This is a genomic window from Syntrophorhabdus sp. (genome assembly GCA_012719415.1).
In the GTDB taxonomy this organism is placed as follows: Bacteria; Desulfobacterota; Syntrophorhabdia; order Syntrophorhabdales; family Syntrophorhabdaceae; genus Delta-02.
The window spans coordinates 1-15,629 of sequence record JAAYAK010000284.1; the positions used below are offsets into that span (position 1 = coordinate 1).

The 15,629-nt window shown below is 56.6% G+C and carries 19 protein-coding genes and 1 tRNA gene; all 20 read left to right on the forward strand.

Annotation, left to right across the window (positions count from 1 at the left end; translation table 11 throughout):
* Positions 1-53: 53 nt before the first annotated feature.
* Positions 54-130, forward strand: a tRNA-Lys gene (locus GXX82_16405).
* Between the two features lie 122 nt (positions 131-252).
* The gene (locus GXX82_16410) at positions 253-534 is read left to right on the forward strand and encodes a hypothetical protein (protein NLT24626.1); all 282 of its coding nucleotides are present in this window, start codon (positions 253-255) and stop codon (positions 532-534) included.
* A gap of 224 nt (positions 535-758) precedes the next feature.
* Positions 759-1,535: a phage replication protein gene (locus tag GXX82_16415; protein ID NLT24627.1), complete on the forward strand. Its 777-nt coding sequence runs from the start codon at positions 759-761 to the stop codon at positions 1,533-1,535.
* Complete coding sequence (locus GXX82_16420) at positions 1,471-2,226, forward strand: ATP-binding protein (GenBank protein NLT24628.1); 756 nt, start codon at positions 1,471-1,473, stop codon at positions 2,224-2,226. The genes GXX82_16415 and GXX82_16420 overlap by 65 nt, the downstream gene beginning before the upstream one ends.
* Before the next feature lie 64 nt (positions 2,227-2,290).
* A complete protein-coding gene (locus GXX82_16425; protein NLT24629.1) occupies positions 2,291-2,911 on the forward strand; it encodes a hypothetical protein in 621 nt (206 codons plus the stop codon).
* A gap of 86 nt (positions 2,912-2,997) precedes the next feature.
* On the forward strand, positions 2,998-3,399 hold the full coding sequence (locus GXX82_16430) for an IS1 family transposase (protein NLT24630.1): 402 nt from the start codon (positions 2,998-3,000) through the stop codon (positions 3,397-3,399).
* A 7-nt stretch (positions 3,400-3,406) separates the two neighbouring features.
* Positions 3,407-4,036 (forward strand): hypothetical protein, encoded by a 630-nt coding sequence (locus GXX82_16435; protein NLT24631.1) that lies wholly within the window; start codon positions 3,407-3,409, stop codon positions 4,034-4,036.
* A 14-nt stretch (positions 4,037-4,050) separates the two neighbouring features.
* Positions 4,051-6,093 (forward strand): hypothetical protein, encoded by a 2,043-nt coding sequence (locus tag GXX82_16440; protein NLT24632.1) that lies wholly within the window; start codon positions 4,051-4,053, stop codon positions 6,091-6,093.
* Entirely contained in the window at positions 6,090-6,368 is a 279-nt protein-coding gene (locus GXX82_16445) for a hypothetical protein (GenBank protein ID NLT24633.1), read from the forward strand. Before GXX82_16440 ends, GXX82_16445 begins: the two co-directional genes overlap by 4 nt.
* Before the next feature lie 108 nt (positions 6,369-6,476).
* Complete coding sequence (locus GXX82_16450; GenBank protein ID NLT24634.1) at positions 6,477-6,773, forward strand: plasmid maintenance system killer protein; 297 nt, start codon at positions 6,477-6,479, stop codon at positions 6,771-6,773.
* Between the two features lie 12 nt (positions 6,774-6,785).
* Positions 6,786-7,952: a HigA family addiction module antidote protein gene (locus GXX82_16455; GenBank protein NLT24635.1), complete on the forward strand. Its 1,167-nt coding sequence runs from the start codon at positions 6,786-6,788 to the stop codon at positions 7,950-7,952.
* Positions 7,936-8,418, forward strand: coding sequence for a hypothetical protein (locus GXX82_16460; GenBank protein ID NLT24636.1), 483 nt, complete (start codon positions 7,936-7,938; stop codon positions 8,416-8,418). The genes GXX82_16455 and GXX82_16460 overlap by 17 nt, the downstream gene beginning before the upstream one ends.
* A gap of 34 nt (positions 8,419-8,452) precedes the next feature.
* On the forward strand, positions 8,453-8,692 hold the full coding sequence (locus tag GXX82_16465; GenBank protein NLT24637.1) for a DUF2188 domain-containing protein: 240 nt from the start codon (positions 8,453-8,455) through the stop codon (positions 8,690-8,692).
* Between the two features lie 173 nt (positions 8,693-8,865).
* On the forward strand, positions 8,866-9,690 hold the full coding sequence (locus GXX82_16470) for a hypothetical protein (protein ID NLT24638.1): 825 nt from the start codon (positions 8,866-8,868) through the stop codon (positions 9,688-9,690).
* 134 nt (positions 9,691-9,824) lie between these two features.
* Positions 9,825-10,040: a hypothetical protein gene (locus tag GXX82_16475; GenBank protein ID NLT24639.1), complete on the forward strand. Its 216-nt coding sequence runs from the start codon at positions 9,825-9,827 to the stop codon at positions 10,038-10,040.
* Positions 10,040-11,719 carry a phage portal protein gene (locus GXX82_16480; GenBank protein NLT24640.1) on the forward strand — a complete coding sequence of 560 codons (1,680 nt, stop codon included), beginning with the start codon at positions 10,040-10,042 and terminating at the stop codon, positions 11,717-11,719. Before GXX82_16475 ends, GXX82_16480 begins: the two co-directional genes overlap by 1 nt.
* A 14-nt stretch (positions 11,720-11,733) precedes the next feature.
* The gene (locus tag GXX82_16485) at positions 11,734-13,140 is read left to right on the forward strand and encodes a S49 family peptidase (protein NLT24641.1); all 1,407 of its coding nucleotides are present in this window, start codon (positions 11,734-11,736) and stop codon (positions 13,138-13,140) included.
* 42 nt (positions 13,141-13,182) lie between these two features.
* Positions 13,183-14,172: a hypothetical protein gene (locus GXX82_16490; GenBank protein ID NLT24642.1), complete on the forward strand. Its 990-nt coding sequence runs from the start codon at positions 13,183-13,185 to the stop codon at positions 14,170-14,172.
* Positions 14,173-14,215: 43 nt separating this feature from the next.
* Positions 14,216-15,220, forward strand: a complete 1,005-nt coding sequence (locus GXX82_16495) for a hypothetical protein (protein NLT24643.1) — start codon at positions 14,216-14,218, stop codon at positions 15,218-15,220.
* 51 nt (positions 15,221-15,271) lie between these two features.
* On the forward strand, positions 15,272-15,598 hold the full coding sequence (locus GXX82_16500) for a hypothetical protein (GenBank protein NLT24644.1): 327 nt from the start codon (positions 15,272-15,274) through the stop codon (positions 15,596-15,598).
* The last annotated feature ends 31 nt before the right edge of the window (positions 15,599-15,629 follow it).

Genomic DNA, 15,629 nt, shown 5'->3' on the forward strand with positions numbered 1-15,629 from the left:
CGTCAACTTTTGTATTGATTGCGGGGCGTTCCTGTGCTATAAAAAAAACCCGTGGGCCGTTAGCTCAGTCCGGTAGAGCAGTTGACTCTTAATCAATTGGTCCAAGGTTCGAATCCTTGACGGCCCACCAAAACATCTTGAAGTAATTCCAGCACTTACAGTCTTATCCCCGTTCAGAAAAACGGGGAAAACTGCGCCAAATTTGTTGCGTTCGTTGCGTTTGAACGCAACAAATCGCACCGGAGGTGTGCCGTGAGAAAGGCCCCTCTGGCTCGGAAGGATAAGAACGGTTTTCACAACCAACCCCGCGGAGAGCACAAGCTCGCATTTGCGTTCAATGCCGACGGAACCAGGTGGTATTACCGTACCAAGTCGGGAGCATGGCGCAACATCGCCGACATCAATATCTATGGACTCCGCTACATTCTGGAGCGCCTAGAGAAGGAAGGGCGGCAATCCGGCAAGATCTATCACGTTATCAGCGAGGAGCTTGCGCTTAGACAGAAGCAGGAAGCAACGAGGAGATCCGCGTGATAGCGCCTGAATTACTCGAACTCATAAAACTCCTGCACCAAGAAGCCATGAATGCATATTGGACCACGCGGTGCCACTGTGAAGGCGAGTATCGGCCTGAGTGTAGCGAACCCCCGGGATGCTCGTCTGCTCGCCAGTGTCATCTGCAGGCCACGATAGGCGACGCTATCAAGGAAATGGAGACTCTCAATGTTAAATAACGGCCGCCTCATCGACGGGCGGGAATGGAATCAACTATCGTTGACTGGAGGCAAAGCGAATTGAGGGCGCGGAACGTCAAGCCAGGGTTTTACAAAGATGATCTTCTGGCAGAATGTGAACCTCTAGCCAGGATACTCCTCACGGGCTTATGGTGCCTAGCCGACCGGGAAGGGCGCCTTGAATATCGTCCGAGACGCATCAAGGCCGAAGCATTACCCTATGATGATATCGACATCTGTAAGCTCCTGGACCAGTTGAACACGCGAGGCTTCATAGTAGTGTACAAGTATGGTGATGAAATATTCTTGGAAATTCCGGGATTTGCACAAGAACAAAGCCCTAACGTGAAGGAAGGTGCGAGCACCATACCGGCACCGTGCGAGCATGATACTTGTATGGTGCTAGTTTCCCCCCTTCCCCCTTCCCCCTTCCTCTTTCCTGATAACCCCCTTCCCCCTAACGCGCCCAAGCGGGCGAGGGCGCAGGGCACACTGAGGAGATTTGGGGAGTTCTGGGATGCCTATCCGAAAAAGAAGGCAAAAGGCGACGCCGAGAAAGCCTGGGCCAGAATCAATCCGAGCGAGCTCCTGATAGAGCAGATTCTATCAGCCGTACAGCGGGCCAAGACCTCGAAAGACTGGACCAGGGAGGACGGGAGATATGTCCCGCATCCGGCTACCTGGCTGAACCGCAAGGGATGGGAAGACGAATACCCGCAAGGAGGATCAAGTGGAAATGGCAATGGGAATGCCGAGAGTGCAGCAGCAAGCCATCAACGCCCCGTCGACCTGTCCGAATAACATCCTGGATGAGCTCGACGGGATCCTGAAGCGTGTAAACACGGAGGATCTTAAGGCTGAGGCTGAACACGGGGCGACTCCCGATGCTGAAGCGGCTGGGAAGGAATTTCCGGAACAGCCCAGGAGAAACCCGGAACCGATTTTGCGCTCGATAGGCGTAGGACGCAGGTACGTTACCTGCTCGTTTGATAGCTATGAGGGCAAACCACAAATCGTTGCAGCGTGCAGATCTTGTGGAGCGGATCCGTTCGATCTGGTCCTCACGGGTGACACGGGAACGGGGAAAACGCATCTGGCGGTAGGTGTTCTGCGCGAGCTGGTGAGGAACGGACACATCCGCGGCGCGGACGACGCCCGCTTTGTTCCGGTACCCGAGCTTCTGGCTGACATTCGCGCTTGCTACAGGCCTGGGGGACCGGACGAACGGGACATCATGGACAGGTATTCGCATCTCAAGTATCTCGTCTTGGATGACCTCGGTGCAGAAAAGACCAGCGAGTGGTCGATCTCCACCCTATATCTCATCATCGACCGAAGATACAGGGACATGAAGCCAACGATTGTCACCACCAACCTGTCAATGAAGGATATTCCTGTCATCTTGGGTCAGAGGATATCATCGAGACTCACCGGTGGCAAGATCATCGAAATCAAGGCAGGAGACTACCGGGCCAGGAGGTTCGAAACATGATCGACATCGAGTTGAAAGGTGTGAAAGAAGCCTTCGAGATGTTCGACCCTCAGGAGGAGGAAACGTGTACGTCAACGTAAAGCTGAAAGGCATCGACAAGGCATTAAAAAAATTCGACCGGCAGATCGTCCGCCGTGCGTCGGTTATGGCCGTCAACGACATAGCCAAACAAGGAACAGCAGCGGCGAAGAGACAGATAGCGATGGAATATAACATCAAGCCAAACCGTATAGCCCGGTTTCTCAAGGTCACAGCCCGGGCGGCGGGATCGAAGACTTGGGCTGTCATCACGGGTATCGGCAAGGGCCTTGCCCTGTCATACTTTGGGGCAAAACAGGAAGGTGTGATTACCAGCAAGAAGAGTTTTCGGTACACCCGCAGGGCGCAGCGCCAGGGAAATCTCAGAAGGGGTGGAGAGGTAACGGTCCAGGTGAAGAAGGCAGGTGGCCGCAAGGTTGTCGCCACTGAGCCCAAGCCCTTCATCGTGCGTCTCAAGTCCGGTCATATGGCGGTCATGCAGAGGCAGGGGGAGAAGAAACTGCCGGTGAAGGAGCTCTTTGGACCTGGCGTCGGTCTTCTTTTCGGCTCAAAGAGGATTATGGGGAATGTGACGAAGCTCATAAATGAGAAGTTTGGCCCGCGCTTCACCTACTGGCTCAATCGGTATAGAGGAGAGAGATCATGAGCGCGGGTCCTTCCCGGGACCGAGGTACTCACGACTGCCAAGAACGCGAGGATTCGCTACTTTTGAAGAAATTCCATGATGGAAAAATGGAAGAGCCCGAAAGGATTGCAGGAAACGCAGGGCTCCGACTCGAGGACGTGGTGAAGGAGTTTGACGCAGTCCTCCTGGATGAAGGACGTTGCCGCGGCTGGTTCATGAGGAAGCTTCACCCGGCGCATACTGTTTGTCCATCCTGCGGTCGCGTTCTCACGAAGAAACAGCAGGACCTGTTCTTCCTGGGCAAGAGGGTGACCTGCAAGAATTGCCGTCGATGGTTCAATGAGAGGACCGGGACAATATTCTCCGGAACACACGCAACCTACGGAGAGGCGATGCTCCTCATGTTTCTCCTGGGCCTCGGGCAGTCGGCGCGGATCATCGCGAGCATACTGGGTTATGATGAGGAGACGGTGAGGATCTGGCGGAAGAAATTCGAAAGGGGACAGTGACGAGAGCATGAAGGTGATCCAGCCTGAGATAGCGGGCGAAACCGGCGAGGCCTTCTTCAAGAGCCTGCACGTAGTAGTGCAGTACTTGGAGCAACAGGGCTACAAGATCAAGAAGTCCTCGATCTATAACCATCAGGCCGCCGGCAAGATCAGACCGACAAAGGACGGGCACTATCTTCTGGTTGACGTGGAGAAGTATGCCCAGGCGCATCTGAGGCTCTCCGACGGGACGCCCTCCGGCAAACAGCTGCTGGATGCATTTCAGAAGGAACAGGCCGATGCTTCGCTCCGCGAAAGAAATGCGCGGGCCCGGCTGCACGAGCTCAAGGCGGGCGCACTCGAGGGGAAGCTGGTCCCCCGGGAAATGCTCGAGAGCGAGCTCGCCGCCAGGGCAGCGATCTTCCGTGCCGACGGCGAGAACTTCTTCCGAGGCCAGGCAGCCGCCATGACCAACATAGTCTCCGGCGACGAGACGAAGGTTCCGGACCTTGTGGCCTTCTGTCTTGACGCCCTCGAGGAGTGGCTCTCCCGATATCTGCAGCGGGATGAATTCAAGGTCGATACCGACGCTTACGAGCGCATCTTCGAGCAGGCCGGGAAGGACGAAGACGAGGATCTTCCGGAGAGTGACGATTGATGATGTCCTCCACGATGACGAGCTCAGTCCGGGGCTACTATCCTGACATCGCATCCCTTCCCTCATCCATCCGTTTCACAGACGGGGAGAGGCGGGCGTTCAGGGCCCGAGAGAGGGATTCGCGGACAGGCAGGCCCCTGACGGTCTCCCAGTGGGCCGAGCGTTACCGCATTGTTGTCGGCGGCGCCATGCCGGGCCGCTGGCGCAACAGTGTGACCCCCTTCGCCGTCGAGCCCATGGATTGCTGGTCGACGCCTCATATCCGAGAAGTCTACCTGTGCTTTGCTCCCCAGGTCGTAAAAACGCAGATCGCCTTCAACTGCTTGGGCTACGCCATTGACCAGGACCCGGGCTCCGCCATGTACGTCATGCCCGACGAGAAGGTGACGAAGAGGATCGCCCGCCGGCGTATCCTCCCGATGATCCGGTCCACGCCCCGGCTCGCTTCTCTCCTCTCTCCCAGGTCGGACAATACCACCACGCTCTCGATCAGGTTCGTGAACGGAATGGACCTGATGATGGCGTGGGCCACGTCGGTCGCGGAGATCTCCTCGGAGGACGTGAGGTATTTCATCGGTGACGAGATTGCAAAATGGCCGGGCTACTCCGGCGCCGGCGAGAAGAAGGAGGCGCATCCCTGGTACCTGGGGAAGGTGCGTACCAACACCTATCCTCATACCAAGAAGATCTTGGGACTCTCCTCGCCTGGTGCCGCACCGTGCCTGATCACCGAGCTCCTGAGGTACGAAGCGGACGAGGTCCGGCGCTTCGAGGTTGCGTGCCCGATATGCGGCCACCGGCAGATCATGGACGCGGACCACATCGTGGCCCTGGATGGCGAGAAGGATCCCCGCGTGATTGTCCGGAAGAAACTGGGGAGATATTCGTGCGATCGGTGCGCAATCTTCTGGGATGACTACATGCGCAACCAGGCGGTCCTGAAGGGGTCCTGGGTGCCGGGTACGTTCGACTCGGATGGAGAATGGCACCGCGGTGAAGCCATTGTGCGGCCAACGGCGGTGGGATTTCATCTTCCGTCCTGGTACTCACAGTTCATGTCACTCTCGGACGTGGCTGCCGCGGCGATCCGTGGTGATGAGGACCCGAAGAAGAGAATGATCTTCGTCACCCAGCACAGGGCTGAAGAATTCAAGGACGCCGTTGAGAAGAAGAAAGAATCTGAGATTCTGAAGAATAGATGTTCTGTACCATCCGGGATGGTCCCCGCCGGCGCGATCGCCCTCACGTGCGGGGTTGACTCCCACAAATGGGGGTTTGTCTTCACCGTGTTTGCCTGGATGGAAGACCTCACCAACTATAAGATCCTGCACGGTCGTCTGGGAACCCTGAAGAGCGTCGAGGACCTGATATTCAACACGAGATTCCAGGTCGAGAAATCGGGCGAGACGATGGCGATCTGGCGCGCCGCGATCGATACGGGCGGCGGCAAGCTCGACGATGACGAGTCCACGATGACCGAGGAGATCTATCAGTGGCTGAGCATGCTACCTCCGGGCGTGGTTTACGGCGTGAAAGGCGCATCACATCGCCAGGAGACACGGGCAAAGGTGACGATCATCGACAAGTTCCCCCACTCGAACAGGGCAATCCCGGGAGGCCTCGAGGTGCACATCCTCGATACGGCCGAGTTCAAGGCGCTGATCCACTGGCGGCTGTCAAGGCAGGAAGGCGAGAATCAGCGTTTCTACTTCGATGCCGATACCATGGATAGAGATGACCCGTACGTCCGCGAACTGCTCGCAGAAGAAGCCAGGCGCCGCCGTAACGGGAAAATAGAGTGGGTCAAGGTCAGGTCGGCGAACCATTACCTGGATGCCACCGTCTACGCTCACGCGTGCGCTGATCGGTCCTGGCAGCCATCACTGAAACTGATGTCGACGTTCATCAAGCAGGAAAAAGAGAAGAGGCGTGCGATTGTTGAGACCAGGGCGATACAACGTGACATGTCTCCACAGATGAGAGAAGAAATCAACCATCCTCGCCGGCCGGATCTGAGCCGGATCCGCGAGAGGTTGTCGGACAGGTTGGGAAGATGAACGAGAATGCGAGCAAGAAGCTGCTGATCGGAGCGAAGGCGATAGCCAGGTACTTAACTATCTCCAAACCAACATTCTACGAATTCGTTCGGGAGGGGGTAATACTGCCCGATGGTAGAAGAATTCGTCTGCCGGCAACTGTGATCAAGAAGGTGTGGTATGCCCATGCGGACAATCTGGACGAGTTCTTCAAAGTTATTACGCTTTCGCCAGTCAAGGATATTCCTGACGAGATGGAAGAGGACGAAGCCGCCGAGTCGTTCGACCGAGGCTAAAGATTACTCCACTAAACGAGCCTGCATAATGAAAGTATCGCATTATCGTTACGCGATAATTTATACTTGACAATCACGAACCGGGTTTAGTATACTTGTTTCGTGACGATGGAAGTTATCTTTGACAACAAGCATCTCGATAGGCTTGAGACCGATGGAAGCTTTGAAAGTGGTTACTCAGCCGACGTTGTGAGAGCATATCGAAAACGGATGCAATTGATCAGAGCGGCAACGGACGAGAGGGACTTTTACTCGTTCAGGTCACTCAATTTTGAAAGGTTGAAAGGCAAGAGACAGCATCAATACTCGATGAGATTGAATAATCAATGGAGATTGATTTTAGAATTTAGAGGAAAAGGCGAGGGGAAGGTAGTAGTGGTAATCGATATTGAAGATTATCACTAGAGGAGGAGTGTCATGGCGGATAGAAAGATGGCCGAAGTTTTTCCTCCTGGTGAATTCATCAAGGAGGAGTTGGAAGCACGTGGTTGGAGCCAGATTGATTTATCCGAGATCATTGGAAGACAGCCCAACGTGGTGAACGAGATAGTCATGGGCAAGAGATCCATAACGCCCGAAACAGCGAAGGCCCTGGGAGAGGCCTTCGGCACGACCGCCCAGATATGGATGAATCTCGAGACAGCCTATCAGTTGTGGAAGAGCAAGGAGAAAGATACCGACAAAGTGATCGCAAGACGCGCCAAATTATACGAGATCGCTCCCATCAAGGAGTTGACGAGACGTCACTGGATTGAACCGTCGGAGAACATCGAGGTCCTTGAGAAACGGGTCATGAATTTCTTCGAGATCAACGATCTCGAGAGCTCTATCGCGCTACCGTACGCAGCGAGGAAGAGCTCGCAGAGTGTTACCGCGTCGCATTGGGCATGGATTCACAGAGTGAGGCGGCTCGCTCGTATGGTTGATGCAAAACCCTTTTCCGAACAGTCATTCAAGAATGGGTTGGTGCAGCTGAGGAACCTGCTGGTCCACACACAGGAAATAAGACATGTGCCGAGAATCCTTGCTGATGCTGGAATCAGATTTTTGGTGCTGGAACATCTGCCTCAAACGAGAATCGATGGTGTTACATTGTGGGTTAACAAGTCTCCCGTAATTGCGTTGTCATTGAGGTTCGACAGGATCGACGCCTTTTGGTATACGCTGGCGCACGAACTGGGTCATGTAAAGCAGAGGGATGGTCTAAAAGGCGGCCTGGTAATCGACACGGATCTTGTGCGGGAAGAACACCAGGTTGAAGAACAACTAATAGAGGCGGAGGAGCTGGCAAATCGCTTCGCCACCGATTTCTTGGTGGATCAAGAAGAACTTAATGATTTTATTCTCAGGGTCCATCCGCTATACGGGAAACAGAAAATCATGAATTTTGCTGAGAGGATCAAGGTCCATCCTGGCATTATTGTCGGACAGCTCCAGCACAGGAATGAGATACCTTGGTCGTCATTTAGACCGATGCTGGAAAAAGTGCGGCATGTCATAGTCCCATCGTCGCTGACTGATGGGTGGGGGCAATTGCCCCCGAGCCTTAAAGAGAAGGAAATGCCAAATGCCTACACAAACTAAGTTGTTGCAGAAGATTGTTCAGGACTATATCAATGCGGGCGAGGCTTGGCCGGCTTCGGCTCACGAGATAGCCAAATGGGCTGTTAACAACAAGAGATGGCAGCCTCAGTCGTCCGCGATAATCAATCAGTGTGCGGACCGGATAGCACAGGCGATGCGAGAAGAGTATATCACCGACCCACAGGGACGGAAAGTACGCGCAAAACATGCAATAAAGATGGAGCGAGATGGGAAGCAGGTAGGCTTCTGGGACGACATGCGCTGGGCTTCAAGAGAGCATATGGGCGTTGCTTTCCAGCAGCGCCGGCAACAGGTTGTGGGTGACTGCCGGCAACTAAAAACCGATCTTGACAGCTACAATGACAATTACAATAAGGAGAGTCCTATTCAGATGTCCTTCAACTTCACACACGACTTGGAAGAACTTGAGCTGGGAGCTCGACGTTCAAAACTGTCTGTTGTATAGGCACAACGCAAAACGAGTCTCTTAAGGGGGAGCAATGGGAAAACCACGTGACAGAATGGTGTATCAACGCGATGATGGTTCCTGGGCGAACAAACGTGAAGACGCTACGAGGCCATCGAGTACGCATAGGACACAGAGAGAGGCGATTGACGCTGCTCGAGGGATGCTGCAGAATCAGGGGGGAGGAGAGCTCACAATAAAGGGTAGAGACGGTTTGATCAGAGACAAGGACACCATTTCTCCGGGGAACGATCCGTTTCCTCCCCGGGGATAACGATCAGAAAATGGGCTCTCCTGGGTCCACCCATCCGTGCCTCGATTTGCCTTGCCTGGCCAGCGTTCCCGCGAAAACATAGAGCTCTAATCTGGGGTTTCGTTTCTCGATAGCTATGTTACAGTGGAGCACTGGGCCGAACATTGAAATGATGTTGTCCTGGGGGTGTCAGTATGAAGTTCAGCCAAAGGAAAGGATATAGCACTTTATCAACAAGGATCCAGAAGGAAGAGATGACTTCCGAATTAAGGAACTCTCTATGGAACGTCCTTGACTACAAGGAATGGAGTACACCGGCGTTCCGAACCGATTCCTCCACGGGTATGCAGGAATTTAGCAGGAGTCTGTGGTTCATTCACTTTAAGGAACCGGTGGATAGCCGACCTAGATCACGACTCGGCAAAGGGAATGCCATTTTAGCGGAAATCAGGGGCCGTTTTTTCGCGTATGTATGGTGGGAGGTGTATGATTTCCTGGAGTTTACTCTGAATTATTTCAGAGACACGGCCTTGAACAAAGCCATAAATGATATACTCTCTGTGGAACTTGCTGGTTATCGTTTTCTCAATGGGTATATCACCGAGCTCACTTCGGAAGAAGAAATCGGATCAGTAGAACTTGCGTTGACGAGCGCAGAATTTCCGGGCGTCCAAGCTCATCTGAAGTCTGCTCTTGCTTTGTTTAGCAACAGACAACATCCGGACTATCGTAATTCGATTAAGGAGTCTATTTGCGCGGTGGAGAGCATTGCCCAGGCAATTACGAAGAAGGAAAAGGCCACCTTGGGTGACGCCCTTAAGATTATTGGCGAATCCTCCAATCTTCACCCAGCTCTAGAGAAAGCATTTATCAAACTCTATGGGTACACGTCTGACGGAGACGGTATCAGGCATGCCATGCTGGAGAAGCCGAGCCTCGGTCCGGAGGATGCAAGGTTCTTTCTGGTAGCTTGTTCTGCGTTCGTGAACTATCTGAAAGCCAAGATTCCATCGACGTAAGAGAGTCTTCAAAGCTTGTCTTTGTCAGACCACTTAAAACCCGTCAAGTAAAAAGTTGGTCATCCTGTGTATCCCAAGTGTAAAAAGTTGGTCATCCTGCGGTTTTGCCAAAAAACGGGGGTTAGACTACCCCCATGGCAATCAAGACAACCCTAGAACAACTGGAAGAGGTCCAAGCGGCCATTTCGAAGGTGATGAGCGGGCAGTCCGTTTCCATCGACGGGAAACAGATCACCCGGGCGAACCTGGCGGATCTGGAGAGGCGCGAAGAGAAGCTTCTGGCCCGGCATCGGGCTGAGAGCGGCCAGGGCGGCCCGGTCTTCAACCGCGGCCTGAAAGGGAGGAGTTGATGTCCCGCGAGGCCTCCGCGCGCAAGGTCGACATCTTCACCGCGGCCAGGGATTCCCTGGCGATGCAGATCGGGGCTGCAGCCGGATCTCCCAAGCCTGTGCTCCTGTACGGCCCGAACGGCAAGGCCCTCTCCCCGGACTCATACTATTCTTTCCGGCGCCAGGCCGCCCAGCGGAAGGGATCCCTGAAGAACTGGGTTCCCCAGAGGCTCTACTCGACGCAGCAGGAAGCCCGCGACCGAGAAGCGATCGTTGCCAGGAGCATCGATCTCACAAACAACGATCCCCACGCTGCAGGCGTGGTGGACATGTTCGCGGCCACCGTTGCCGGATCCGGCCTCCAACCCATACCGTCGAGCGACGCCGGCATGCTCGGCCTCGAGAAGGAGCAGATCCGGAAGCTCCAGGGACAGCAACGCGCGATCTACCGCCGCTGGTATCGCCTGGCCGATGCGACCGGCCGGATGAGCTTCGGAGGTATTCAGTATCTCTGCATCCGCAGTCTTGTCGCGCATGGCGAATACCTCGTGCTGCTGTACATGATCGACAATCCGGCGCGGCCATATAGCTTAGCCTGTCATATCATCAATCCCCAGCGCCTCAAGACCCCCGTCGATAAGATCAATGATCCACGCATCCGGGATGGCGTCGAGATAGGCGAGTACGGGGAACCGGTAGCCTACTGGATCAAGCTCAGCTCACAGAGCTCGAGCGCCGCGACGCTTCCCGATACGTCGGAGAATTTCCGGAGGATCCCGGCGTCCGTTGGCCACCGGCTCAACGTGATACACCGTTTCGTGACAAGGGAACCGGAGCAGGTCCGCGGGATCCCGCTGCTGGCCCCCTCCATGAAATTCTTCAGGGACCTGAACGATTACCTGGACACGGAGCTCGTCTCCAATATCGTTGCATCCGCCATATCGCTTTTCATCGAGCTCCAGCCCGGCAACGATCCCCTCAATATCGGGCGCAACCTCTCGACCTTCACGGAGAGAGGCCTCAGCCAGACGGGTACCGAAAGCGAGACCCGATACCAGGAGATGGAGCCCGGAATGGTCATGTATGGCAACACCGGGGAAAAACCCCACCTTCTCTCCCCGGACCGTCCGGGAACCACCTTCGATCCCTTCACGAAGATAATCAAGAAAGCGATCGCAATGGGCATCAACATCCCCTATCCGGTGGCATTCAAGGATCCGGAGAGCGTGAACTTTGCCGGCTTCCGGTCCGCCATGCTCGATGCCTGGCGTGTCTTCATGATCCATCGCACCTGGCTCGGCGAGGATACCTGCCAGCCTATCTACACCATGCTCATGGAGGAAGGCTTCCTTCGCGGCGAGCTCGAGGCTGATAATTTCTACCTCAATATCGATGCCATCACTCACTGCGACTGGCGCGGATCCCCGAAGGGAGACATTGAACCCATCAAGGCGGTGCAGGCCGATGTGCTCGCGATTCAGAACAACATCAAGACCCGGGCCGAGGCCATCGCGGAGCGCGGCGGAGATCTCCGGAGCACCTTCGACCAGCTCCAGGAAGAGCAGGACATGATGCGCGAGAGAGGCCTCGATGAAGAGAGGGTCAGTCCTGACACAGCGGACAAATGGGCCAGGGACGAGAAGCGCTCCGATCAGGAGACGGTCGATGACATGGACGGAGCGGGTAATGAAGGAATGTGACCGTGGAGGACCTGATGTCTGATCTTGTTTTTCAGCTGATAAACGGGACGCCCTGGGCGATCTCCCCGGAGATGCTTTCCGAGATCCACCGGATCTATGAGGACCACAGGGCCGGCCGCACCCCGGACATTGCGGCGATCGAGGCACAGCTCGGCAGGCCTCTCAAGAACGACCAGAGGGACTACGAGGTTGTCGACGGGGTTGCCGTCATATCCGTCGCCGGCGTGATCGCCAAGCGGATGAACCTCTTCATGGAGATCTCCGGGGGAATATCGGTGGAGAAGGTCAGCGCCGATATCAAGATCGCGATCGAGGATCCCGTAGTCAGGGGCATCGTCCTCGTCGTTGATTCTCCGGGCGGGGCCATAGACGGGGTCTTCGAGCTGGCGGACCTCATATACAGCGCCCGCGGCCAGAAGCCGATCGTCTCACTTGCCTACGGCACAATGGCATCGGCCGCCTATCTTATCGGGGCGGCGGCGTCCTCCGTCTATGCCTCTGACATCGCCGCGGCGGTCGGGTCGATCGGTGTCGTTGCCGTGCACAAGGACACCTCCGAGCGTGACGCAAGATCCGGAGTGGTGAGCACGGAGATCTACCGGGGCAAGTACAAGCGCATCATCAGCGACGGCCCGCTTACGGCAGAAGGCCGGATGAACATGCAGGAGAAGGTCGATTATTACTTCTCACTCTTCGTGAACGAGATAGCCCGGTTTCGGGGTGTCTCGGCCGATACGGTGCTCACGACGATGTCGACGGAGGTAAAAGACTTCTTCATCGGCCAGCAGGCGGTGGACGCCGGCCTTATCGACGGCATAGCGACGCTTGACGGCGTTATCAACCTGGTCCAGGAGACCAGAATAAAATCATCTGGAGGGATCACAGCCTCCGGGAAGGAGAAAGGCATGGGAGAAACAGTCATCACAACCATCGAGCAGCTCGCCGCCGCTTACCCGGACCTCACGGCAGCGGTACGCGAGCAGGGAGTGAAGAGCGTCAACCTGGAGGCGGCGACAAGAGAGGCCGCTGGGAAGGCGACAACGGCCGAGAAGGACCGGATCCTTGGCCTCGCCGGTGTCCACTTCGGGACCGAGGAAGGCGCGAAGTTCGCCGGCATCGTGAACACCGGAGTGACCGTCGAGCAGCTGACGGCCATACGCGGTTCGGAAGGATCGGCCCAAGCGCAGTCCGCCGAGGACAAAAAGCGCGACGAGCTCCTCGCCGGGATCAAAGGGGCCGGGGCCCCTGGCGTAGGAGCGGACGCCGGCGGAGCTGCAGCGGAGACGAAGGACTATATGACCCTGGTCAATGAGCACCGGGCACAGCACAAGTGCAGCATGACCGAGGCCATGTCGGCGGTCACCGCGAAATATCCCGAGAAGCACAGGGACTATATCAAGGCCGCCAATCAGGGCAAGTAGGGAGCGCACAACAAAAACGCCAACGAGAGGGAGGTACAGGATATGTACAACGAAGGCATCAGAACATTTTTGGCCGGTGAGGACCTGGAGGCCCGCCGGCGGGTCAAGATAAAATCAGCGACAACGACGACCCCACCCGAGGTGGCATATGCCGATGCGGGTGAAGACTACATCGGTGTCACAGAATATGCCGTCGAGTCAGGCGAACCTATCGCCTGCCGGCTCAACACCTTCCCGGGCACCCTGGAGATCGAGTGCGTCGTCGATTCCGAGATAGCCCGGGGCACGGTGCTCTACGGCGCCGACGATGGCAAGGTCTCTGACGCAGCCTCGGGTACCGCCCAAGGGATTGCACTCGAGGCCGGCTCGGATAATCAGCATATCGAAGTGGCGGCATGGAACGTGAAATCCACCACGGCAGCCACCGTCTCTGTCGCCGACTCCGGCTCGCTGATAACGGGAGTGACCGTTGAGGCGGCCCTCGCCGAGATCATGCAGGGCATCAAGACCGCACAGTGCACCGTGGTGCCCAGTCAGATCCGCCTCGAGGACGGCACGGAACTGGGGAAGTTCGCCGACGGCGCCTCAGGCGTCGGCTGGGCCCAGCTCTCCAACAAGGACCTGGGGATCCGCTGGAACAACCAGGCAACCCCCGATGACATCATCATGCAGTTCGTCATGCCTCAGGATTTCAATGACGAGGCCGACGTGATCCTCCACCTTATGGGTGCGATCGTGAAGGCCGGAGCGGATGAGGCCGACTCGCCCGTCGTCGCGGTCGAGGCCTACTTCTCGGAGGTGGGCGCGGATCCTGCCGCTGACACCGACTGCGGCGGAGATTCCGGGGAATTCCTGACGACCGCCGATGCCGCCTACCAGGAGAAGACGCTCACCATCACGGCGGCGAACGCGCCTGCAGCGCCCTGTGTGCTCACATGCGTGCTCCACCCCAAGGATGGCCAGCTCGAGACAGACGACTTCGTCCTGCTGACGCCCTGGCTCGAAGTCACCAGGAAATGCCTGACGGCGTAACGATGGCGCCCGCCGGCACATAAAAAGAAGGAGGTAACAGATTATGAGATCATCGAACACACCGAGCATATACAGACCCGACCTGGGCGTCGTGGCCGTGGAGTATCTCGAGGGCGAGGCCATGTCCAACATAGGGCTGCAGATCATGCCGCCCTTTCCCTGCGACGATCACGCCGGCGTCTTCCCGGTCATCCCCGCGAAAGCGCTCCTTTCCGTCGAGGACACCTCACGGGCGCCGCGGGGCACCTACAACAGGGGCGACTGGGCTTACGAGGAAGGGAAGTACGCGACGCGTGAGAACGGCTGGGAAGAGCCGATAGACGACAGGGAGCGCAAGCTCTTTGAGCGCCGTGCTCCGGGCCAGGGAGATTTCATCGCCACCAGAAGGGCCATGGGGATCATCGTCCGCAACCAGGAAAGACGGATCGCGAACAAGATCTTCAACGCCGTGAACTTTACCGCCCACGCCGTGACGAACGAATGGGACGACGCAGCCAACGCGACGCCGATCGACGATGTGACGACTGGCAAGCTGGCCTTCCGCGAACAGTGCGGGATGCTCCCCAACGCCCTGGTTATCAGCTATACGACCTTCGAGAGGCTGAGAAGGGTAGCGCAGATCGTGGACCTTCTCAAGTACACCTTCCCGGGGCTCGACATCAACAGCGTGGGGGCAGCCGAGCTCGCGAGGATCTTCAATGTTCCGAGGATCCTCGTTGGCGGAGCCATATACGATTCGGCCGGCAAGGGCCTCTCGGTGGACATAACGGACATCTGGGACAACGAGTATGCAGCGCTTCTTCGCGTCGCCACAGACCGGCTCGATCTTATTGAGCCCTGTGTCGGCCGCACCTTCGTCTGGACCCAGGACTCGGCCGAAGAGCCGATCGTCGAGCAGTACCGCGAAGAAAACCGCAGGAGCGACATCTTCCGCGTCCGCCACGACAGCGATGAGTGTCTCCTGAGATCCTACGATCCGGACGGCAATGTCGTCAGCGATATCGCGGCCAAGTGTGTCTACCTGTTCAGCAACATCACCACGAAATAGCACGAATCCAAACGGGCCGGGCAACCCCCGGCCCGATACAGTGAGGTAGCCATGAGAGTCAAGATCAATTCTTACATCGTGGGAATGAGCCAGAAGCCCGGGTCGATACTTATCGTCGGCCAGGATATCACGGAGGAAGAGGCGGCCAGGCTCCTGAGCATGGGCAAGGAGGCTGAACTCGTCCCCGAGGATCCCGCCGACGAGGAAAGCCCCGGCTCGCCTCAGGGCACGACGGACGCCAGCGCTCCCGAGGATCCGTGGTTCGGAATGCCAGGCACGGCACAACAGGCCGCGGGCGGTCCCCTCGAGGGCGGTAGCAGTGTCAAGGAAACCACCGTGGCAGGGAAGCAGGGCAAAAGGTCTAAGGCGGCTCCATAATGGGGAGAGCCGCCGGCATACCGAGGACCTC